Here is an 18,849-nt window from a genome sequence, read left to right as displayed (position 1 = left end):
GTCAAGGCGGCACTGACTGTCCGGCGCGATGCTGGCGGCATGGACACGTTCTCTCCCGCTGCCGGCGGCCTGGCCTGGACCTTCGACCCCGATCTGCTGCGCCGGCATGACCGGCCCGGACCGCGCTACACCTCGTATCCGACCGCTCCGCACTTCCACGATGGTTTTGGCGCGCCCGCACTGCGCCAGGCGATCGCGGACAGCGACGTGCTGGCGCGCGCGCTGTCGCTGTACGTGCATGTCCCGTTCTGCTCCAGCCCGTGCTTCTACTGCGGCTGCAACCGGGTGATCACCCGTGATCGAAGCCGTGGCCACAGCTACGTCTCACGGGTCCTGGCCGAGGCCGATCTGCTGGCGCCGCAGTTCCAGAAGGGCCGTGAGGTGATCCAGCTGCACCTGGGGGGCGGAACGCCGAATTTCCTGGATGCCGAGGCAATGACCACGCTGATCGACGGCCTTCGCCGGCGTTTTGACTTCAGCTGCTCGGCCGAGCGCGATTTCTCGATCGAGCTTGATCCACGCTTCATCGAAACGCGTGACGTGGCGATGCTGGCACGGCTGGGCTTCAATCGCGCCAGCCTGGGCGTGCAGGACTTCGATCCCTCGGTCCAGGCGTCGATCAACCGTGTGCAGGGGGTGCAGCAGACCCTGGACATCCTGCATGCCTGTCGTGACAGCGGCATGCGATCGGTCAACGTGGATCTCATCTACGGGCTACCGGGACAAAGCCAGGAAGGATTCGGCCGCACCCTCGAGCAGGTGCTGGCGCTGCGGCCGGACCGATTGGCGGTGTATGGCTACGCGCACCTTCCGCATCTGTTCCGCGCGCAGCGGCAGATCGACGAGCGCGCGCTGCCCTCGCCGGAGGACAAGCTTGCGCTGCTGGGACTTGCCGTGCAGCAGCTGTCGGCAGCGGGCTATCAGTACATCGGCATGGATCATTTCGCGCTGCCGGAAGAGGATCTTTCGCGCGCCCAGCGCGCTGGCCAGCTGCATCGCAACTTCATGGGCTACACCACCCATGCCGATACCGACCTGCTGGGCCTCGGCGTCAGCGCGATCAGTCATATCGGTGCGACCTACAGCCAGAACCCACGCGACCTGCCGTCCTGGGAGAGTGCGGTCGATCAGGGCCAGCTGCCGGTCTGGCGTGGCGTGGCGCTCAGCGCCGACGATCAGCTGCGCGCAGACCTGATCCAGCAGCTGATGTGCCAGGGAGAGGTCGATGGACGCGCGCTCGGCGATCGCCACGGCATCGTGTTCGACGACTACTTCGCCGAGGACCTGTGCGCCGTGCAACGGCTTCAGGACGATGGCCTGGTCGAGTATCGCGATGGCGTGGTCCGTGCCAGCGAACGCGGCCGGCCGCTTCTGCGCCTGCTGGCGATGTGCTTCGATCCCCATCTGCGTGCAGCGCACGAGCAGCCGCGCTATTCGCGCGCGATCTGAAGTGGTTGGGAGGTTCACGCCACTGCGTGTCGCATTCTGCCCGAAAGCCCTGGTGCCCGGAGCCGGAATCGAACCGGCATGACCTTGCGGTCGGCGGATTTTAAGTCCGCACAGAATTCCTTGTGCCACAAGGGATTCAGGGTGATTTCCGCTCCGCAATGAGTGCAATCGTGGCGCCTCGAAACCATTGGCGCACAAGCGTGCCTATGCCGTTGCGGAGCGGATTTTCAACGCGTCGGCGTGGACTTCTGACCGCGGCGCTTGCGCGTGTAATGCTCGGTCATCGACACCGTGGTGTGGCCCAACTGCTGCTGTGCCTTGCGGATGTCGCCTGACGACTCGGCCTTGTCCGTCGCTGCCTTCGCGCGCAGGTCGCGGAACTGAACGCCCTCGATCCCGGCAATTTCGCAGGCCTTCGCCCAGCGCCTGGACATGCTGGTCACGCTGACCGCTTCCCCGCGCTCGCTGACGATGAGCAGGGTGTTGCGGACAGCATGCCCGGCCTTGCGCGCTCGCAGGCGCTCCAGCAGCGAGGCCAGTTCGCCCTCGACGGCGATGCGCAGCTTTGCCTTGGTCTTTCCCTGTCGGATGTTGATGACCCCATCTCGCACGTCCATCTCGGTCAGCGACAGCACGTCGGCCGGCCGCTGGCCGATCAGGTAGGCAAGGTCCATGGCGTCCTGCACGACCACGTCGGCGGCCGCACGGATCGCCTGGTACTGGTCGTCCTCGATGTAGACGTCACGCCCGGTTTCCTTGAAGCCCTTGATGCCGGCGCAGGGGTTGGGCAGGGAGGTGTAGCCCTTGTCGCGGGCGAAGTTCCAGATGTGCGAGAGCAGCGCCTTCTCTCGGTTGGCGCGCACCATGCCCTTGCCGCCCTTCGTGCGCCAGGTCAGGTACTGCCGCACCGTCACCGGCTGGATTGCGTCCAGCGGTGCCGGCGGGTCGTCAAAATACTCCAGCAGCTTGGCCAGCTCGTGGCCGTTGTCGATCTGGGTCCGCGGAGCCTTGTGGATTATGACCTCCTTTCGGTAGGCGTCGCTCACGTGGCGGAAGGTGATGACCGCCACGGCCTGGGCCTCGCGGGTTCCTTCCAGCTCGGCCCACTTCTTGATCGCCAGCGCGTAGTTGCTGCCCAGGGGCAGCTCCTTGCGCGGCTTCCCGCCCAGATCGTAGTAGTAGTGCACCACTCCCGACTTCTGCTTGCGCGGCCGGAACCGCGGAATCGCGCCCGGCTTGTTCGGCTTCCGCCCCATCGTCATGCCGCCTTGTTCGATTTCCAGCCGGCGATAACCGTCGCCTTGTCGGTTTCCACGTTGCTATCCCCTTCGAGGGTGGCCCACAGTACGCGCGGCCAGCCGTCCAGACCCTTGAAATGAGGGATGCCGTTCAGCACCAGGAACGCGATCTGACGATCCTTGTACGGCGTGTCGCACAGCTCCCGCATCGTTTCCCGGGACAGGCACAGCGCCCCCGCGCCCGGGGCGGCCTTATTCTTCTTGGCCATGTTGTCCTCCTTCAGTTCGTTGCCAGCGCAGCGCGCAGCTGCTCGGTGGCCTGGGTTGCTGCATCGCGCAGGCGCAGAACCTCTGCGCGCAGGCGGATCACTTCATCGGCCGCGACCACCAGCTGCTCGCGCAACACGTCCTTGGCCGGCTGCTTCATGCGGCGCGGTTCGCGGGGGAAAAGCTGGGGTTTCATCGGCGCCCCTTATGTCGCCCGACAGGGTCGATCCCGTACGTATCGGCAAGCGCGCTGGTGAGCCGGTACGCAGTTGCGCGGCTGACTCGGAAACGGGCGATGACCTCTTCCGTGGTGGGGAACTTCTCCTGCTCGTGCGCCCACTTCATGAAGAGCATGATCGAGCGCATGTAGCCGTAGCCAGCAAGGTCGTGCCTGACCCTGCGGACCTTGACCACCGGCGGCATCGAGGCGTCGGCGGAGAAGTCCCGCGCGCCGAGTCCCATCGACGGTGAGAGGTTCATGCGAACAGATCCAGTTGGGCCGGCAGCGCCGGCGGCGGGGGTGGGGCAGTAGCGCGCATGCGTGCGCGCTGCGCAGCATTGAATGCGAACCACCACCCGTGGGCGTTCCGGCGGGCACGGCATTCCGTGATGAACACCCGCGCGGTGTGCTTTGCCTGCGCAGAGGTGAGCAGCCGGTCAGCCATTGCTGACACCCTTGGGCATAGTTCGTGCGTTGTGTATGCTCAGGAAGGGGAATTGCTGTTTAGGGGTTGATGCGTGACAGGAGAAATGCGCTGGTATGAGGATTGGAGCTTCAAGGTCAGAGGGCGCGATGTAATCGTTCGAGTTGCCTTGCATCGACCCGGACAGGGCGTCCTTTCCGCGTTCCACGTGGTATACGGACCGAGTCAGACTGGCCTCGACATTCCGGTGAACTCCCGCGAGGACGCTCGTGAGAAAACGGAAGCACTGCTTTGCGAGTTGATGGGGGCCAACTGGTATTGAGGTGAGCAGCTGGTCAGCCATGGGCCAGTTCCTCCGCGTGATCCTTGTCTGCGGTGGCGAAGAGCTTTCGGCACGCTGGCGCATTGCACCTATCGGCAGGAGGGATAGACGCTGCGGCGAACGGCTGGTGGACAACAGGGATGTAGCTGCTGCACGCGGCAGTACCGTCTGCACGGATCGCGTGGTACTTCAGGTTCGACCTGCCCTGTTGGACGAGGCCGCAGCGGATGATCGGCCGGCTCATTTGCCCACCGCCTTGCCGTCGATCAGGGCCAGCACCGCTTCTGCCTCCGCCTCGATTGCAGCGATTCCCGATTCCTCCGGCGTTTCCGCCCAGTCATCAATCCAGTGCAGCAGCGACTGCAACGAAGCACGAACCCGGCCCAGGTCCACGGCCTGCGCGGGTGGGGCTGCGTAGAGCGGCACGATGCGCGGTGGGTCGGTCAACGCGCTCACCTCCGAAATGCGAGATGCGCTTCTTGTCACCTCGGGCGATTCCATCGGCATATCGGACCAATGGACAAGCCAAGCCACCGGCTCCCCCACCAGCTGGCTCGCTGCCATGCGATAGACGGCCCGGTCCCAGGCGACGCCTGACATGCCGCCGTTGTGCTGTCCGCTGTCGACCATCTCGCGGTAGAGGGCATTGAGCCGTGCGTCTATTTCGGTGTCGGTGATCTGCCCCACCGGCTGGCGGGCGGCAACGGTCAAGGAATCCTTTACGGTTGCGCCTTCCGGCTGACGGGCGGCAGCCTCGTTGATGAGGTCGAGGTCGGATTGAGGAAGGCGTACATATCGCACCGGCTGGCGGGCGGCGAGGTAGACCGGCACGCTGTCGGCCCTTTCCTCAGCGTGGACCATTACGCCGGTCACTTCGTCGTCTTCGCGCAGCGCCTTGATCGCCTCGACGTGGACATAGCCGAGCAGCGCACCCTGACCACCCGGGGAGGGCTGGCCGGCGAGGTGCTGCGCGATGCGGCCGTGCAGGTCCTCCATCGGTGCATGGCTTCCGATGCAAGCGCCGCAGTCCAGGGATTCAAGCTGCGCGCAGACTTCCCGCAGCAGGCGCTCCCCATTACCCGGGGAGGGCTGGGCGGAGAGGGCGGCTTGCCAGCTCTTCCACGTCAGCTGGGCGAGCGGGGCGGCGTAAACGTCCGGATGCCCTGCATCGCGGGCGGTGGGAATGTTTCCGCCCCGATGGCTCTGTGCCTGCGCCCACGCCTCAAACCGCGCCCGCTTGTCCTGCACACCCTCGCGCGGCCCCAGCAGCGCCGGCCCATCCCCGCGCAGCTCGCGCACGCGGTTGGCTACGTCCATCTTGCTCATGCCCGGCTGGCCGAACAGGGCATCCGCGATCTGTGCGTCGAGGCGATCATGGGCGCCGTCTGCCATCGTGGTGTTCATGCAATCTCCTTGCGCTGGTGCCACTGAATCGAATGGATGCGACGCTCTGCCTTTGGGCTGAAACGGCGCGGTCGGGCTGCGGATCGCAGCCAAGGGAAGCGGGCGTGAACGCGTCGCATCAGGCGATGGCTGCTGGCGTGCTGCAGGTGGCCGGCAAAGCTGGCGATGCGATTGGCCATGTCACGAAAGTCGGCCGGCGTGCCACGCAGGCGGTCGCCCTGGACGTGCTGGCCTTCCCACTCCGCCAGCGCCGTATGCAGATGGCCAACGACGCGGCGGCGGGCCAGCGTGTGGGTCGGGTAGATCACGTAACCAAGGAAGTCCAGGCCGTCGGTAAGGCGGCAGAGCTTTTGCTCGGCCTTCAGACGCAGCCCGAGCTGATCCCGCAGGAAGGCTTCAATCTGGTCACGCCATGCCGCCAGTTGTTCGCGGTCGCGGTGGAACAGCACGAAGTCATCCACGTAGCGCAGGTAGCGCTTGGCCTTGAGGGTGTGCTTCGCGAACTGATCCAGCGCGTCCAGGTAGACGTTTGCGAAGAACTGGCTGGACAGGTTGCCGATGGGCAGGCCACGCCCGGCCGGCGCGTTCGCCAGCCGCTTGTGCGGCGGCACCTGCGCCTGCTCGGCGGCCGTGGCCCGGTACTGGACGCCCGCGTGCAGCGGCGAATGGCGCAGCAGCGCATGGGTGGCCCGCTGGACGACCAACGGTGCGCCTTGTCGGCGCAGCCGGGTGCGAAGCATCCGCCAGAGCGTGGGCCGGTGGATGCTGTTGAAGAAGTTGGCCACGTCCAGCTGCAGATACCAGCCGCCGCCCTGGCCGCTGTGAACCTGGCGCACGAACTGCTGGGCCCGGCGTACGGCCGCGTGGCTGCCGCGCCCCTTACGGTTGGCATAGCTGTCGTGGATGAACGTAGGCTCCCACAGCGCTTCCAGCTGCGGCACCAGCCAGTGGTGCACAACCCGGTCAGCGAAGTCCGGCGCGTGGATCTCGCGCGCCTTGGGCCGCGTTGCCACGAAGCACGTCGAGGGCCGTGGCTGCCAGCGGCCGGCCATCAGCTCGCGCTGCAGCTGCAGCAGGCCATCGGCCCAGCGGTAGTCGAATCGCAGCTGGTTGAAGCTTGGAACCTTCTGGCGGCGCGCACGCCGCCATGCCTGATACAGCTCCTGCAGGCCTACCTCTCCCTGAAACTCACCGGCACGACGCACGGCCAACGCGAACCCGTTGTTGTTGCGGTGGTTGTTGTTGACGTTGCCGTTGTTGAAATTGACGTTCCACGCGGACGCCGAGGACCAGGCGGCCGCCTCCCCATACACTTGCGACCAGGCCGCGCAGCCCGGATGCGGATAGCGCGGCTTCGTCATGAGTTGGCCCCCGCAAGGGCGGTACGGGTACTCAGTTTCTTGCCACGCTGCGCGACGCCATCGGCTTGCGCACTCTGGGCATGGGAGACTTCGCGCAGACGGCGGCGCCAGCCGCCGGCCTGCATGCCCAGCTCTTCGGCCAGGCGGATGAGCATTTCAAACTGGCGGAAGCTGGCGAAGGCGCCAACCCCCTTGCCAATCTGCAGGAGCTGCTTGAGGGCGTCGATGTCCCGAACCAGCACCGCCACCCACCGCGCCTGCTCGGCGCGTTCACGCCAGGCGTTGTTGGCGTTGATGAACACCTGTTGGGCACGTGCGCGGAGGTCGCTGCCGATCTGGTAGCGATGGTAGCGAGCGAACTTGCGCACGGCATTCTCGATCTCGACCGCCATGCGTTCGGCGGCCTTGATGATGGGTGGTGGCTGGAAACGGGAGGTCATCGGGAAAGCCTCAGCAGAACATCAAATCACTGACCGGCACGACGCACGGCCAACGCGAACCCGTAGTTGCCGCGGTGGAGGTAGCTGACGCCGCCGTAGCCGAAATCGACGAGCCACGCGGACGCCGAGGACCAGGCGGCCGGGGTTTTCGACCAGTACCAGTCGTTCTCGATGTCCTTGAAGAAGTCGGTGTTGATGGCCGGCGAGTAGCGACTGCGGTCGATCAGCAGTTGCAGCTCTTCGATGGTCGGCAGATCCCAGTCGCTGTGACCGAGCAGGGTCAGTGCCTTGGCGGCCGCTTCGCACTCGGCGTGCGGCACGTCGCCGTCCACGATGCTGGTGGCAGTGAAGGTCAGGCCGTAGTCGGGCAGGAACACGGCGACGTGGTCGTTGGAGTCGTCCGGCAGCTGGTTGCGGTCGGCACCGATCTTCTTGAGGGTGATGGGGTTCATGATTGCTCCAGGGAAAGGATCAAAAGGGCCAATTACTGACCGGCACGACGCACGGCCAACGCGAACCCGTTGTCGTTGCGGTGGCCGTTGGAGACGTTGCCGAGGTTGAAATCGACGCCCCACGCGGACGCCGAGGACCAGGCGCAGGGCGTGCTGGTCCAGTGCCACCGCGCCAGCACGCCGGGGAAGAGCGAGCTATCGATGGCCGGCTCATGGCGGGTGTCATCGACCAGAGCAGCCAGCTCGTTGCGGGTGGGCAGGCGCCAGTCGTCGTGGCCCAGCAGCCGCAGCTCGCTGCAGGCCTTATCGCAGTCGGCCTGGCTCATCGGGTCGCCATCGCTGTCGCCGATGGACTTCACTGCCCACATCAGGCCGGTGGAGTGATCGATCACCGCGACGTGGTCGGTGCGCGGGTCGCTGCCGGCGGCCCTGGTTCCGTCGGCAAACAGCTTCGTGTGCCCGGTGACGTGGTGGTGGATAGCCTGACCGCGCTCGAGTTCGATGAGCTGGCCGGGCTGGAAGGATCCCGCAGAGATCGAGATCTCGGCTTCACCCTTGGTGCGGATGGTGATGGCGTTCAAAGTGCGTTCCTCGCGTTGCGGTGGGTATCCGCTGTTAGGCGGCCTGTGAAGGGGTGCAGAGAGCGGCCAGGGCTTCCAGCCGCACTGCCTCTGCCATGTAGTGGTCGTGCCGCTCCTGCCTGATTGCCGGCGGGAACTGCACGTCAGTGAGGGCGTGCGCGGCGGCATCTCGGTTGGCCTTGGCCAGCCGCGCCGGATCGTGGTCGAAAATGTCCAACTGCGTGCGCAGCTGCCTGGCCATTGCAGTCTCCTTAAGCCGCCTTCGCCGGCTCTTCGACCTTGTGATACGGGTACTTCGCCGGGAACGGCTTGATGTACTGCCCGAAGTGTTTGCCCAGGGATTCGGAGTCGCGGAACGCGGCGAACTCTGCTGCATCGAAGTTGGCGTAGTGGTACAGGCTGCCGGGCCCAATCACGCCGCCGCGATGGCTGGTGAAGCGGATTGCCAAGGTGCTGGTCTCTGCATCGTGGCCGATGCTGTGAATCTGGGAGGACTCGACGTCCTGCATGTCGATGCGGATTGCCATGATGGTCTCCTTCGGAATAGGGGCCGGTCTTTCCCGGCAGTCAGCGGCGTTGCGTCCGCACCACTCGTTCACCCATGAGCTTTCGCTGGGGCGGGTTACGTCTCCCGCGCGGCCCGCTGCTGCAGCAGCCCCGCCGTGTAGGTCTGTCAGGCCGCGAGCGGATAGCTCTGGCCGTTGGCTGCCGACTGCAGGACGCGGACTGCGGCGGCGAGGATCGCCGGCACCTGGTCGGCGGCATAGAGCTTGGCCCCGCGTTCGGTCGCTACCGGATCGAAGCCAAGCCGACGCAAGCCCTCTGCATCGATCTTGAGTGGCGCGATCAAATCCACGATCTCGCCGAGCTTCAGCCTCTTTCCCTCAGCCACCCAGGGCGCGCGGTCCTCCGTCGCTACCGGGTCCGGCACTGCCTGGACGGCTGGGTGCGGCTTCGCCTCGGGCTTGGGCTCCGGCGCCGCGCTTGGCTGCGCGGCCGCAGCTACCAGATCCCGCGCGCGCTCCTCCTCCTGTTTGCGGATCTGCTCGCGCTCTGCGTCGAGGCGGGCCTGCTCCGCCAGCTCGTGCTGGGCGATACGGGCGGCGATCAGGTTGCGCAGATCCTCCGCCGACTTCGTGGAGCACAGCTGAACGCGGTCGGGGAACAGCGCGGCATGGGTGCCGACCTCCGTTTCCATCACGCGGATGTTGGCGCGGATGCGCTCGGCCGACTGGCTGGCATCGACCTTCGCATTGGCGGCGACGGCATCTACCGCTTCCTGCATGCTGGCGAACGAGCGCTTGCCCTTCATCGCGTCGCCGATATCGGCAATCAGCGTTGCCGGCATGGGGATGGCGTGCTCGCCCAGCGTCTCGTTGATCGCCAGCACGTGCTGCTGCACGGCCCGGCGGGCAGCGTTGCCGATCTCGGTGCGGCGTTCGTCCTTGCGAGTCTTGACGCGCTTCTCCAGCGCCAGGCGCTTGGATCGGGCTTCCTCGGCGATGGCGTCGATGGTCTTGAACAGCAGGTCAATGCTCTGGGTCTGGCTGAGGGCGTGCTGCTTGGCTGCCTTCAGCTGGTCCTCGATGTCGCCGCACCACTTCACGGTCTTCTCGGCATCCGCGAAGTCCTGGTCGCTGACCAGCTCGGTGCTGATGCCTTGGAACACGGCAATGGCCTGTTCCTTCCACTCGGCAAGGTTCGACGCGGTGACCATGCCGGTCACCTCAATGCGCAGTGCGGGCATCTGATCCGGAGCGCGGCCAGCGGCCACCGGCTCAGCCTCCGGCACCGGCTCGTAGGCGGCTACGTCGGCCTCAAACTGCGCCCAGCCGGCCACGATCTTTGCGCGCAGTTCCGGGTTCGGGGTGTACCAGCAGTGGCGTTCCTCGACCAGTTCGTCGCCGGCCCACTTCGAGGCCATGAACAGCACGCGCTCGGCGCCGCTGACCATGGCCTGGTGCTCCATCTGCACCTGGTAGTGCAGCGGCAGGCAGGCGTCGGTGCCATCCAGCGGCATGGCCAGACGCAGGTCGTCGTTGAGCGACTTGTGCTCAAAGGCCTTGTCCTCCAGCAGGGTCAGACCGTCGAAGCTGGCCGAGAACTTGCCGTCGACACCGACGCAGGGGTAAAGCTCCTCGCCGATGATGCGCTCGGCCAGTGGCCGGGCGAGGTCTTCGAAGCGGTGGCCATCGGCAAAGCGCTGCAGGGTGCCGGCGTCGTGCTCGATGGTCGCGCCGGTGGCGAACTCGCGCAGCAGCTGGCTGCGGGTCTTATACGGGCTGCAGCCCATCATTGCCGGCGCGTCGCTGGCGTTGAAGTGGCTGGCGCGGTGGGCATGCCACTCCGGGGTGCCCTGGATCAGGCTTACGGTGCGCATGTTCAGCCCTCCACCGCAGTCTTGGGAGTGGCGTCGGTTTCGCCCTGCGGCTCACCGTTGTCGCCCGCCTCAGCCTTCGGAGTGGTGCGGATCTCCGCTAGCTGCTGAGCGGTAAAGCGCGCACGGGTCTGCAGCGTGGCGATCAGATCCTCAGCGGACTTCTTGCCGCTCGCGATGATCTCCCGCCACTTCGGCAGGTTGGCTGAGAAGTCGGCCTCGGAGTAGAGCGGCAGCTGCTTGTCGGCCTGACCCTCGATGGCCGCGCGCGCCTGCTCACCGGTGGCAGCACCTACCTGCGGGATGTCCATGACTTCCTCGGCGATGGGCATGCCGCGCAGGACGTCGGGGAAGACGTCGCGCAGGGCGAAGGCGCGGGCACGCATCTGGCGCATGCGCTTCGGGTACTGCGTCCAAGGGCCGCTCTTGCCCAGCAGGCCGGCCACCTTAGCGTCGTCCATGCTGAAGGTGCGCACTTCCTCCGACCCGCCGCGGCGCTTCACGCGGCAGACGGCTGTCGCGCCGTCGTCGCCCTCGGTGATGTACTCGCACAGCGGCGAGCTGCGCACCAGCGCGATTACAGCATCACCCCACAGAGCAGGGCGGCCGTTGATGATCGCCAGGTTCTGCAGCGCCTGCAGCGGCTTCAGGCCGAGTTCGGCGCCCCACTGGATTGCGATCAGGCAGTTGCCTGGCTTTCCCTTGAAATCCTTGGGGACGAAGTCGCTTTCAGCCAGGTAATCGCAGAACTGCAGCGCTTGGTCAAAGGTCTGCGGGCTAAGGTCGAACTGCTGGCGGGTCTGGGCGGAAAGTGCGGTTTGCTGCTGAGCAACGGCGTTCATCGAATGTCATCCTTAGGAAGGTTGATGCGAGTCAGGGGCGCGGAATGGCGAAGCGCGCGGCGGCAGGCGAGGCCGGCAGTGAACGGGCGCCAGGCTTGGCGCGTTTCAGTCACTGCGCGGCAGCCGAAGAAAAGAGCGCCAGCAGCGCCGAGTAGAACGAACGTGTCCGCGTCGCGCGGGTTGGCGAACAGCGCCAGCCCAAGGCAGAAGCTGGCCAGCAAGACGCACAGGGCTGCGGGCACCATCAGCACAACCGGATGGCGGCTCATGCGCGCACCATTTCGAAGTGGCCCGAGGTCCGCACCCACTTGTGCACGGTCTCGAAAGGGTCGTAGCCGTGGCCGGTTCGATAGTTGTAGTTCGTAACCGTGTCTTCCATCAGCGCCCACCACGCGCCGTCGCCTTTGTCGGCAGCTGCGATATGCATGTCGTTGAGCTCTTCCATCAGCTCCGGGTGGAGCGGGCGTGACTTGCGGCGGCTCACGGCGCCACCGCCTTGGCCAAGTCCTGCACCAACAGAACACCGATCACGCCGAGGCCGGTCATGCAGCAAGCCATGCCCAGGTAGATGCCTAAGCCCTTCAGGGCATCCAGGTGCAGCTGGAAAGTCGTTCGCTTCATGCTTCATCTCCATAGGCCATTGCCATGCGCTTGCGGCGGCAACGCTCGCTGATTTCGTTGTGCTTCGGACGCGAGAAGCCCGAAGCGATGAACTCGCGCTCGACCGACTGAACGTCCAAGCCGGCACGGCGGGCGACCATGCGGACGCTTTCCAGCAGGTACTTCTCGCTGCGGGTCCGGATGGGGAAAAGGGCGACGGCGCTCATGCGGCACGCTCCACGTCGACCGACAGGGCAAACGGGTTGGGCAGGGCGCGGCATGTATCGATCAGTGCTTGGCGGCGCTTGCGGGCTGAGGCGACACTGTCGAGCGCACGCGGGAAGCCGTGGCCACCGCGCTCTTCGATCTCATCCGGAAAGCCGATCAGAATCAGCTCGTGGCGACGCGCAGCCTCCCACGCCATCTCATCGGTCGCACCGGCCATCAGAGCGGCGCGGTAGGCGATTTCGACGCCAGGCATGCGCAGGCCGGTGTTCTGCAGGTTCGACATCAACACGGCGCGGTTGCGGCGCTGACGACGAACTTCGGACTCGGGGTGCAGTTCCGTGACGGCGGCCATGGTCAGCACTCCAAGCCGAACAGCCGTTGGCCGAAGGCGATGCCGGCCGCCACGGCGAACACGGTCCCGGCGTACAAGGCACCAATCCAGATCCACAGGGGACGACGCTTTGGGCGCATCTCGTTTCTCCATGCCCCCGGAGCGGGGCGCAGGAGAACTATGCGTTACGCGTAGTTTGTCGTCAATGCAATTTGCGTAGTTGTCTGTGCACTTTGCGTAGTTATTTATCCGGCGTTCATGTTCGGAGGCTGGGCAAACAAAAGCCCCGCCGAAGCGGGGCTGTGGTAAGCGGAAGGCAGATCGTCTTTAGCCTTGGGGTGCTTCGAGCTTCGAGCCGTCTGCGAAGACAATCACCTGGGGGTTCCAGACGACCTTGTACTTGGAATCATCGAGACTGACCAACTTCCGGTCGTTGTTGTCGCCGATGGAGTATTTAACGCTTCGCTGGCCGCTCCAGGTGACCGTATGGCCGACTGCAATGGTCTCATCCATGGAAATGGCGAATTCAGTGATTTTGTCCCCAAACAGATCGCTCACTACGAGCGTTCCTTTGACGCCTGAAACTGGCTTCTGGGTGTTGTTCTGGTAGCCCACGCGAATAGCGAGCATTTCGTCAGTGACGATACCGCTGAAGCCACGCTCTTCAACGATGTCTTTGCTGATCAAGGCGACCGTAACGGCGTCTCTCATTTCCTTGACGGCTGCATCGCGCTTTGCGTTGAGCTCTGCCTTGAGGGCGGCCTCTTTCGCTTCTTGAAGTTGCTGGTCTGCAATGAACTTCTTCTGCTCTTCGATAGCGGCACCTATCGTCGTTCCTTCCGGGATTGGTGCTTTGCCAGCTTGGTTGCCGCCAGCCAGAGCGGACTGCATCACGCGGCGCATCACGTAGGCCGCAACTAGCGCTTGGTCATCGGGAGGCAGCTTCTCTACAGAACTTTTGATTGTCTCGAGCTTGGACGGATCGCTAGGGATGACCGTGTCCTTTGGTCCACTACATCCGGCCAGCAGTGCGGCCATGGTCAGTGTGAGTGCAGCCTTGCGCATTGTTCCCCCTGTTTGGCGGCTCTAACCGCCCTTCATTGCTCTGATAGTGGCCAACACTGCCTCCTGCTGCGTGGCCGTCAGGCCAGACAGCTCTCTGACGATGCTTGCCGGAAGTGGCCCTTCTGCAACCTCGACTTCGTCGCCGGTGAGCGTGTTTAAGTCTGTTTGCAATACCTCACAAAGCGCTTTCAAGTGCTCCATCTTTCTGACACCCCTGCTGCCATTGAACCAACCGTAGACGGTCGAATCGGCGACATTGATCCCAAGCAAGGTAAGAGCCTTGTGCACTTGAGGAACGGTCAGCCCGAGGGATTCTCTACGGGCTGTGAGATTGATTGATAGCGCGCTCATATCGTGAGACGCAGCGTAGAGCTAGTGCTTGCACAGCAGCTACGCGTTATGCATACTCTGCAACTACGCGAAACGCATAGAGCGCCATGAGCCAGAACAATAGCCCCCGCATCTACTGGAATCACTACGCTGACCGCAACGGTGGCCCTACCGGTGTGGCAACAAAGCTGGGCCTTCCGTATTCCACGATCGCCGGCATCTGCAACGGGAGCAGGGGCATCGGTCGATCGCTGGCCAGGCGTATGGCGGAAGCCGATCCAATGCTCGATGAATCGGTCCTTGTGTGGGTCGAGGCTGAAAGGCCGGACGCGGGAGAGGAGCTTGGCCGTGCAGCGTAATTGGTCCCCGAATCGCGGCACCGCATTCGCCATCTGGGCGTTGGTTGGTGTGGTGGCGTTTGCCACCGCCTCCTTCAATCTTCGTATGTCGCGGATCTCAGAGCAGCTTCTCCACTGCGATCTCCACCAGTTTTCCGGCGGCAGCGCCAGCAAGAGCGACCCACAGCCATTGGAGCTTCGCCAGGCGGCGTCCGGCCGCTCTGACCACCATCCAAGTGCGGCGCAGAAATGGAATACGGGGCTGCCGGACGAACCTGCCGCCCGAGTAGATCGGCTGCGGGATGTCCCAGTGCCTATGCTTCCAGCGAGTTTTCCAGTCCATGGAGGGGATAAGTGATGGGGTACGCAAAGCATATCCGTGCGGAGGTGTCCCGTGCCGCCTGACCGCTGGAATCCACGGCTGTGGCTGCGGGATTGGCTGAATGCTCCGTCGCACGGAGAGAGGGCGTTCAAGGCTGCGTTCAGAGAGGCATTGAGCGAGTTCCATCGGAAACAGGACGAGATCGATGCCGCCTCTAAGGCAAGCGGGCAGGAGGCTAGTGATTCATGAGCTGGCGAACTGCCCGGCGCAAGGCTTCGCCTTCTTCGGGGGGGCACCGCGCTGCTACTTCGTCGGTCAAGGCGCCGATCTGTGATTGCACGTTGGGATCCTCTCGTCGCTGCCTGATTAGCGGAGTGACAACGATTGTGAGCGCAGCGATCTCCGTCTTCAGTTTTTGCAGGTCCATGTCGCCCTCCTTGCGGGCTGTTCGTGTGGAAACAGCAGCCTATCGCAAGGAGGGCGACACCCTCAGCGTCACGCGTCGCCATCGACGCCACCCCACATCCATAAGATCTGGCCGCCGCCTTCGGGCACTGGCCCAAGGTCGGGCAGGTTGAGCGGGAAGGCCTTTGCCTTGCCGTCCACTCGCCGAAGCACAAACGGTTTGCCGCACATGCGGACCAGCGTTACCACGCCATCCCTGGCGCTGCTTTCTGAGTAGTTCATCTCCATGGCGCAGATGGTGCGCTGCAAGAGGCACAACGCAAATGAAGCCCGAGTTTCACAACAACGAGCCGAGGTCGCAGGTGGTGTTCCGCTTCCACCAGCGGGTCTTGTTCGAGACCGGCACCTGCGAGAGGTCCTTGGCTGCCGCGATCGTGGACAACTACCTGGACGCAGTGCCGGCCGCGCACCGGATCGTGGAGTTCCACGTAGGCACCACGGCAGAGACCGCCGACAGGGCGATGAAGGCCAACGCCCAGATCATCAAGCGCTATGTCACTGGCGCAGTGAAGTTGCCGGTGGACCTCGAAGAGTCGTGGGTGAAGGCTTTCCCAGACGACATCCGGCTGGAGTGTAAGCGGGAGCTTGCCCGTCGCTACGGATTCCTTGGGGCCAAGGCGCCGACGGCGGAAGTGGGCCGGGCCATCACGATCAGCTGCGTAATGCGTGAACACGCTGACGTCATCGATGCCTATGCGCAGAGCAAGACCTGCGGCAGCCTGGCATCGAAGCAGAGGCTCATGAAAGAGATTGCCGACGCCCAAGCGGCGCTGGCCACCCTGCAGGCCGAGCTGGCTGCGGAAATCACAGGAGATGCCGAGTAATGGCCAACTATCCCGCACGCAACACCGACCCCGATACCAGCCACGAGGCCGCGCGCCACATCGTGGATTCCGGCGCGCGCAAGGCCCAGCAGCAGCGCGTCGCCGCTGCGGTTCGACAGCATCCCGGGCTGACCAGTCGTGAGCTGGCTGACGCGGCCGGCATGGACCGACACATGGTCGCGCGCCGGCTGCCGGAGCTTGAAGCGGACGGCGTTGTTGTTCATGGCGCACCGCGCAAGTGCCGTATCAGCGACATGAGGTGCCAGACGTGGCTGCCGGTGTTGGACCACGACGAGACGCCGCTGGCGGCCTAACGACAGTCTTGCCGCTTTCCTAACCCCGGGTAGCTCCCGGCGGGACAGCCCGAGCCTAGCGGGTTGGAGAGGCGGCTTCATCTAGGCACCTAGGAGCAAAAGCAATGAGCGACAAGTTCAACTGGTCAACCACCGACGCCGACACGATTGTCGTTCCCAGCGTCCGCGGTGTGGCCGTATATGAGAACGACCGCGGCGACGTAGTCATTCGCCAGGAAGCAGATCCGTTGGATGACGAAGATTCCTTCGTGATCGTGCCCAAGACGTTCCTGCCGGCCTTGATCAAGGCCATCCAGGCCGTCGACGGCGAGGGCTAAGCAGTGGCCGGCGACTGGATCAAGTTCGACGTAACCACGCCCGACAAGCCCGAGGTGGTGAAGATGGCTGCCGTGTTGGGCGTCGACCAGGATGCGGTCGTCGGCAAACTGCTGCGCGTTTGGGTGTGGGCCGATCAGAACTCCATCACCAGTAACGGTGGATGTAACGGCGTCACCGTTACATCGGCGTTTCTTGATCGGCTCACCTTCTGTCCTGGCTTTACCGAGGCGATGCGATCTGTCGGTTGGCTGGTTGGGGAGGACGGCAACCTCTCTCTGCCGAACTTCGAGCGCCACAACGGGAAAACCGCGAAGGAACGGGCAGTTACGAACCGCCGCGTCGCGAAGAGTCGTTCCGGAAAGGGCTCCAGTAACGGTGAGGGAGTTACTGATGTAACGGTGACACCGTTACAAAAACCGTTACCAGAGAAGAGAGAGAGAAGAGAAGAAGCTATTACTCCAGATACATCACTGCACGCCTTAGAGATCCCTGAGGGGATGACCGCAGCGGGCTGGGCGGGCGTGCTGATGAAGCGCGCCGGTTGCCACACCGCCAGCTCCAGCCATCCCGACCTGATCGACGCCGTGGAGGTGGAGGGCGTGCCGTTCCAAATGCTTGTCGACCTGGTCGAGGAGGGGAGGGCGCGCGCTCCACCGCCGAAGAACCTCTTCACTTGGGCCATCGCCGCCGCGCGAGGCCGACATGCCGAGGGCGCCAAGCCCGTCAACTCGAGCAACGGATCAAACCATGGAACACGTCGCCTCTCACCTGCCGAACGCACCGCGCAGCTTGCCCTCGAAGGCGAGCTCGCCGACGCCGCACACGCCGCCACCCTCGCAGGCACCGGCCACGGCTATGCGGACGCTCTGGGTGCGGATGGCTGAAATCTACGGTTTCAAGTGGTCCAGCGCATACGGCGAGAACCCGAACGTCGGCGCCGCGGTGACGTGGGCGAAGGGCTTGGCTGGCTTGAGCGGCCGCCAGCTGGCCGATGGCCTGGCCGCGTGCATCGCCAGTGCAGAGCCGTGGCCGCCGACGCTTCCGCAGTTCCGGATGATGTGCCTGGGCATCCCGCCGTTCGACGCAGTGCGTGCCGATACGGGCAAGCAGGACGGATTCACCCGGCTGGTGTGGCAGTACCTGGATGGCCATCGCTACCGGCTGGCCAGTGCCGACAAAGCCGACAAGCTGCTGCTGGCGGCCTACAACCGGGCCAAGGAGGCGGTGATGCGCGGCGCGGAACTGCCGCCGGCGCCCGAGGCCCACATTGCGCACGAGGTGGCTCGGTCCGCACCGGCAACGCGCGAGCAGGTTGCACGGCACATGGACGACATCGCCCGCGAGCTCGGTATCGGCATGGCGGCCGATCCCCAGCCTGCGGCCCAAGAAGAGACCACTCACGAGCCGGAGAGCGTGCGCAATGCCGCGTGAACTGCCGTGCCTGGTTCTGCAGCTGCGCGATGCAGCCGATCCGGTGTCCGAAGCGGGCTGGTACGTCTGCTACGGCTACGGCGAGAAGCCACTGGTCATCTACGCCACGCGCGGACAGACCCAATGGCGACTGGGCATGCGGCTGGTGCCAATCACCCACTACGCAGGCCCCCTGACGAAGAAGGACGCAGCATGAACGACATCGAGAAGCGGGCGCGGGAGCTGTTGGCTGCGGAGATGGAACGGTCTGGCCGGAAAGGCACCGCGAACAAGATCCGGCAGGGCCGGCCCGCCATGTTCCGCGAGGAGCTACGCGCCCTGATCGCCGCCCTCACGCCGCCCGAGGGCTACGTGCTCGTGCCGGTCCGGCCCACCGACGCCATGAAGGACGCAGTGGAGAGCATCAAGATGCCTCATGCGTATCTACGCACCGGCATCAGGATTGCGGACTTCCACGAGCGATATTCCGCCATGCTCTGCGCTCGCCCGGAGGTGCCGTAATGGTGACCATCCGCCCCGAAGACTGGAAGCAGCGTGGCGAGGGGATGATGACCCCCAAGCAGCAGCGCATGCTCAACGCCATCTGCGGCGACTTGGCCAAGGGCCTGTCCTGGCACGGCCAGCGCCTGACTAAGGACGACTGGCGGCACATGGTCGCGGGCACGATGCTCGGCTGGCGCCTGATGCCGGCGATCGACCGTGGGCAGGGCGCCGCCGGAATGATCATGCTCGGCGGCTCAAGCCTGAAGCTCACCAGGTCGATGGCATGCGACGCAATCACCGTGCTGGTCCAGATCGGTGACCACCCGGAAGAGCAGGGCCTACGCGCCAAGCCGGTTCGCTGGTCCGACACTGTGCTGCTGGGGCTCGGTTTCAACCCTCGCGATTTCGCCGAGGCTGCATGAA

31 protein-coding genes are annotated in these 18,849 nt (G+C 64.7%); 9 read left to right on the top strand and 22 right to left on the bottom strand.

Annotated features, from left to right (window positions below; genetic code table 11):
- Positions 1 to 39 precede the first annotated feature (39 nt).
- On the top strand, positions 40 to 1,449 hold the full coding sequence (hemN, locus tag ACVOJ1_RS03070) for an oxygen-independent coproporphyrinogen III oxidase (RefSeq protein ID WP_065181388.1): 1,410 nt from the start codon (positions 40 to 42) through the stop codon (positions 1,447 to 1,449).
- A 227-nt stretch (positions 1,450 to 1,676) separates the two neighbouring features.
- Here the strand turns inward: hemN and ACVOJ1_RS03065 are convergent, their stop codons facing one another.
- The 22 genes from ACVOJ1_RS03065 to ACVOJ1_RS02960 all read right to left on the bottom strand — a co-directional run bounded on the left by ACVOJ1_RS03065 (position 1,677) and on the right by ACVOJ1_RS02960 (position 15,284).
- Positions 1,677 to 2,705, bottom strand: a complete 1,029-nt coding sequence (locus ACVOJ1_RS03065; RefSeq protein WP_346480045.1) for a tyrosine-type recombinase/integrase — start codon at positions 2,703 to 2,705, stop codon at positions 1,677 to 1,679.
- A 2-nt stretch (positions 2,706 to 2,707) separates the two neighbouring features.
- A complete protein-coding gene (locus tag ACVOJ1_RS03060; RefSeq protein ID WP_346480005.1) occupies positions 2,708 to 2,956 on the bottom strand; it encodes a DUF4224 domain-containing protein in 249 nt (82 codons plus the stop codon).
- An 11-nt stretch (positions 2,957 to 2,967) separates the two neighbouring features.
- A complete protein-coding gene (locus ACVOJ1_RS03055) occupies positions 2,968 to 3,150 on the bottom strand; it encodes a hypothetical protein (protein ID WP_346480004.1) in 183 nt (60 codons plus the stop codon).
- The gene (locus tag ACVOJ1_RS03050) at positions 3,147 to 3,434 is read right to left on the bottom strand and encodes a hypothetical protein (RefSeq protein ID WP_346480003.1); all 288 of its coding nucleotides are present in this window, start codon (positions 3,432 to 3,434) and stop codon (positions 3,147 to 3,149) included. The genes ACVOJ1_RS03055 and ACVOJ1_RS03050 overlap by 4 nt, the downstream gene beginning before the upstream one ends.
- Positions 3,435 to 4,160: 726 nt before the next feature.
- Positions 4,161 to 5,324 carry a hypothetical protein gene (locus tag ACVOJ1_RS03045; protein ID WP_346480002.1) on the bottom strand — a complete coding sequence of 388 codons (1,164 nt, stop codon included), beginning with the start codon at positions 5,322 to 5,324 and terminating at the stop codon, positions 4,161 to 4,163.
- A complete protein-coding gene (locus ACVOJ1_RS03040) occupies positions 5,321 to 6,685 on the bottom strand; it encodes an RNA-directed DNA polymerase (protein ID WP_346480001.1) in 1,365 nt (454 codons plus the stop codon). The genes ACVOJ1_RS03045 and ACVOJ1_RS03040 overlap by 4 nt, the downstream gene beginning before the upstream one ends.
- Positions 6,682 to 7,125, bottom strand: a complete 444-nt coding sequence (locus tag ACVOJ1_RS03035; RefSeq protein ID WP_346480000.1) for a four helix bundle protein — start codon at positions 7,123 to 7,125, stop codon at positions 6,682 to 6,684. Before ACVOJ1_RS03035 ends, ACVOJ1_RS03040 begins: the two co-directional genes overlap by 4 nt.
- A 26-nt stretch (positions 7,126 to 7,151) precedes the next feature.
- Positions 7,152 to 7,577: an Lcl C-terminal domain-containing protein gene (locus tag ACVOJ1_RS03030; RefSeq protein WP_346479999.1), complete on the bottom strand. Its 426-nt coding sequence runs from the start codon at positions 7,575 to 7,577 to the stop codon at positions 7,152 to 7,154.
- Between the two features lie 32 nt (positions 7,578 to 7,609).
- Complete coding sequence (locus tag ACVOJ1_RS03025) at positions 7,610 to 8,158, bottom strand: Lcl C-terminal domain-containing protein (protein WP_346479998.1); 549 nt, start codon at positions 8,156 to 8,158, stop codon at positions 7,610 to 7,612.
- A gap of 34 nt (positions 8,159 to 8,192) precedes the next feature.
- Positions 8,193 to 8,399 (bottom strand): hypothetical protein, encoded by a 207-nt coding sequence (locus tag ACVOJ1_RS03020; protein ID WP_346479997.1) that lies wholly within the window; start codon positions 8,397 to 8,399, stop codon positions 8,193 to 8,195.
- 10 nt (positions 8,400 to 8,409) lie between these two features.
- Complete coding sequence (locus ACVOJ1_RS03015) at positions 8,410 to 8,685, bottom strand: KTSC domain-containing protein (RefSeq protein ID WP_346479996.1); 276 nt, start codon at positions 8,683 to 8,685, stop codon at positions 8,410 to 8,412.
- A 146-nt stretch (positions 8,686 to 8,831) separates the two neighbouring features.
- Entirely contained in the window at positions 8,832 to 10,538 is a 1,707-nt protein-coding gene (locus ACVOJ1_RS03010; RefSeq protein ID WP_346479995.1) for a lambda-exonuclease family protein, read from the bottom strand.
- 2 nt (positions 10,539 to 10,540) lie between these two features.
- Positions 10,541 to 11,377, bottom strand: a complete 837-nt coding sequence (locus tag ACVOJ1_RS03005; protein ID WP_346479994.1) for a hypothetical protein — start codon at positions 11,375 to 11,377, stop codon at positions 10,541 to 10,543.
- The gene (locus tag ACVOJ1_RS03000; protein WP_346479993.1) at positions 11,374 to 11,646 is read right to left on the bottom strand and encodes a hypothetical protein; all 273 of its coding nucleotides are present in this window, start codon (positions 11,644 to 11,646) and stop codon (positions 11,374 to 11,376) included. Before ACVOJ1_RS03000 ends, ACVOJ1_RS03005 begins: the two co-directional genes overlap by 4 nt.
- Positions 11,643 to 11,861, bottom strand: coding sequence for a hypothetical protein (locus tag ACVOJ1_RS02995; RefSeq protein WP_346479992.1), 219 nt, complete (start codon positions 11,859 to 11,861; stop codon positions 11,643 to 11,645). Before ACVOJ1_RS02995 ends, ACVOJ1_RS03000 begins: the two co-directional genes overlap by 4 nt.
- On the bottom strand, positions 11,858 to 11,998 hold the full coding sequence (locus ACVOJ1_RS02990; protein ID WP_346479991.1) for a hypothetical protein: 141 nt from the start codon (positions 11,996 to 11,998) through the stop codon (positions 11,858 to 11,860). The genes ACVOJ1_RS02995 and ACVOJ1_RS02990 overlap by 4 nt, the downstream gene beginning before the upstream one ends.
- Positions 11,995 to 12,204: a hypothetical protein gene (locus ACVOJ1_RS02985; protein ID WP_346479990.1), complete on the bottom strand. Its 210-nt coding sequence runs from the start codon at positions 12,202 to 12,204 to the stop codon at positions 11,995 to 11,997. Before ACVOJ1_RS02985 ends, ACVOJ1_RS02990 begins: the two co-directional genes overlap by 4 nt.
- Entirely contained in the window at positions 12,201 to 12,557 is a 357-nt protein-coding gene (locus tag ACVOJ1_RS02980) for a hypothetical protein (protein WP_346479989.1), read from the bottom strand. Before ACVOJ1_RS02980 ends, ACVOJ1_RS02985 begins: the two co-directional genes overlap by 4 nt.
- A gap of 306 nt (positions 12,558 to 12,863) precedes the next feature.
- The gene (locus ACVOJ1_RS02975; RefSeq protein ID WP_346479988.1) at positions 12,864 to 13,601 is read right to left on the bottom strand and encodes a hypothetical protein; all 738 of its coding nucleotides are present in this window, start codon (positions 13,599 to 13,601) and stop codon (positions 12,864 to 12,866) included.
- Between the two features lie 21 nt (positions 13,602 to 13,622).
- Complete coding sequence (locus tag ACVOJ1_RS02970; protein ID WP_346479987.1) at positions 13,623 to 13,952, bottom strand: hypothetical protein; 330 nt, start codon at positions 13,950 to 13,952, stop codon at positions 13,623 to 13,625.
- A gap of 435 nt (positions 13,953 to 14,387) precedes the next feature.
- Positions 14,388 to 14,612, bottom strand: coding sequence for a hypothetical protein (locus ACVOJ1_RS02965; RefSeq protein ID WP_346479986.1), 225 nt, complete (start codon positions 14,610 to 14,612; stop codon positions 14,388 to 14,390).
- Positions 14,613 to 15,086: 474 nt separating this feature from the next.
- Positions 15,087 to 15,284 carry a hypothetical protein gene (locus ACVOJ1_RS02960; protein WP_346479985.1) on the bottom strand — a complete coding sequence of 66 codons (198 nt, stop codon included), beginning with the start codon at positions 15,282 to 15,284 and terminating at the stop codon, positions 15,087 to 15,089.
- A gap of 35 nt (positions 15,285 to 15,319) precedes the next feature.
- Here ACVOJ1_RS02960 and ACVOJ1_RS02955 point away from each other — a divergent pair, with 35 nt between their 5' ends.
- The 8 genes from ACVOJ1_RS02955 to ACVOJ1_RS02920 all read left to right on the top strand — a co-directional run bounded on the left by ACVOJ1_RS02955 (position 15,320) and on the right by ACVOJ1_RS02920 (position 18,848).
- Positions 15,320 to 15,880, top strand: coding sequence for a hypothetical protein (locus ACVOJ1_RS02955; RefSeq protein ID WP_346479984.1), 561 nt, complete (start codon positions 15,320 to 15,322; stop codon positions 15,878 to 15,880).
- Complete coding sequence (locus ACVOJ1_RS02950; protein ID WP_346479983.1) at positions 15,880 to 16,194, top strand: winged helix-turn-helix domain-containing protein; 315 nt, start codon at positions 15,880 to 15,882, stop codon at positions 16,192 to 16,194. The genes ACVOJ1_RS02955 and ACVOJ1_RS02950 overlap by 1 nt, the downstream gene beginning before the upstream one ends.
- A 104-nt stretch (positions 16,195 to 16,298) precedes the next feature.
- On the top strand, positions 16,299 to 16,511 hold the full coding sequence (locus tag ACVOJ1_RS02945; RefSeq protein ID WP_346479982.1) for a hypothetical protein: 213 nt from the start codon (positions 16,299 to 16,301) through the stop codon (positions 16,509 to 16,511).
- A gap of 3 nt (positions 16,512 to 16,514) precedes the next feature.
- Complete coding sequence (locus ACVOJ1_RS02940) at positions 16,515 to 17,396, top strand: hypothetical protein (protein ID WP_346479981.1); 882 nt, start codon at positions 16,515 to 16,517, stop codon at positions 17,394 to 17,396.
- The gene (locus ACVOJ1_RS02935) at positions 17,389 to 17,943 is read left to right on the top strand and encodes a hypothetical protein (protein WP_346479980.1); all 555 of its coding nucleotides are present in this window, start codon (positions 17,389 to 17,391) and stop codon (positions 17,941 to 17,943) included. Before ACVOJ1_RS02940 ends, ACVOJ1_RS02935 begins: the two co-directional genes overlap by 8 nt.
- The gene (locus tag ACVOJ1_RS02930; RefSeq protein ID WP_346479979.1) at positions 17,933 to 18,139 is read left to right on the top strand and encodes a hypothetical protein; all 207 of its coding nucleotides are present in this window, start codon (positions 17,933 to 17,935) and stop codon (positions 18,137 to 18,139) included. Before ACVOJ1_RS02935 ends, ACVOJ1_RS02930 begins: the two co-directional genes overlap by 11 nt.
- Positions 18,136 to 18,444, top strand: a complete 309-nt coding sequence (locus ACVOJ1_RS02925; protein ID WP_346479978.1) for a hypothetical protein — start codon at positions 18,136 to 18,138, stop codon at positions 18,442 to 18,444. Before ACVOJ1_RS02930 ends, ACVOJ1_RS02925 begins: the two co-directional genes overlap by 4 nt.
- Positions 18,444 to 18,848 carry a recombination protein NinB gene (locus ACVOJ1_RS02920; RefSeq protein ID WP_346479977.1) on the top strand — a complete coding sequence of 135 codons (405 nt, stop codon included), beginning with the start codon at positions 18,444 to 18,446 and terminating at the stop codon, positions 18,846 to 18,848. Before ACVOJ1_RS02925 ends, ACVOJ1_RS02920 begins: the two co-directional genes overlap by 1 nt.
- The last annotated feature ends 1 nt before the right edge of the window (position 18,849 follow it).

It is taken from the genome of Stenotrophomonas sp. STEN225, from assembly GCF_056756445.1.
This window is presented reverse-complemented; position numbering and strand designations above follow the sequence as displayed.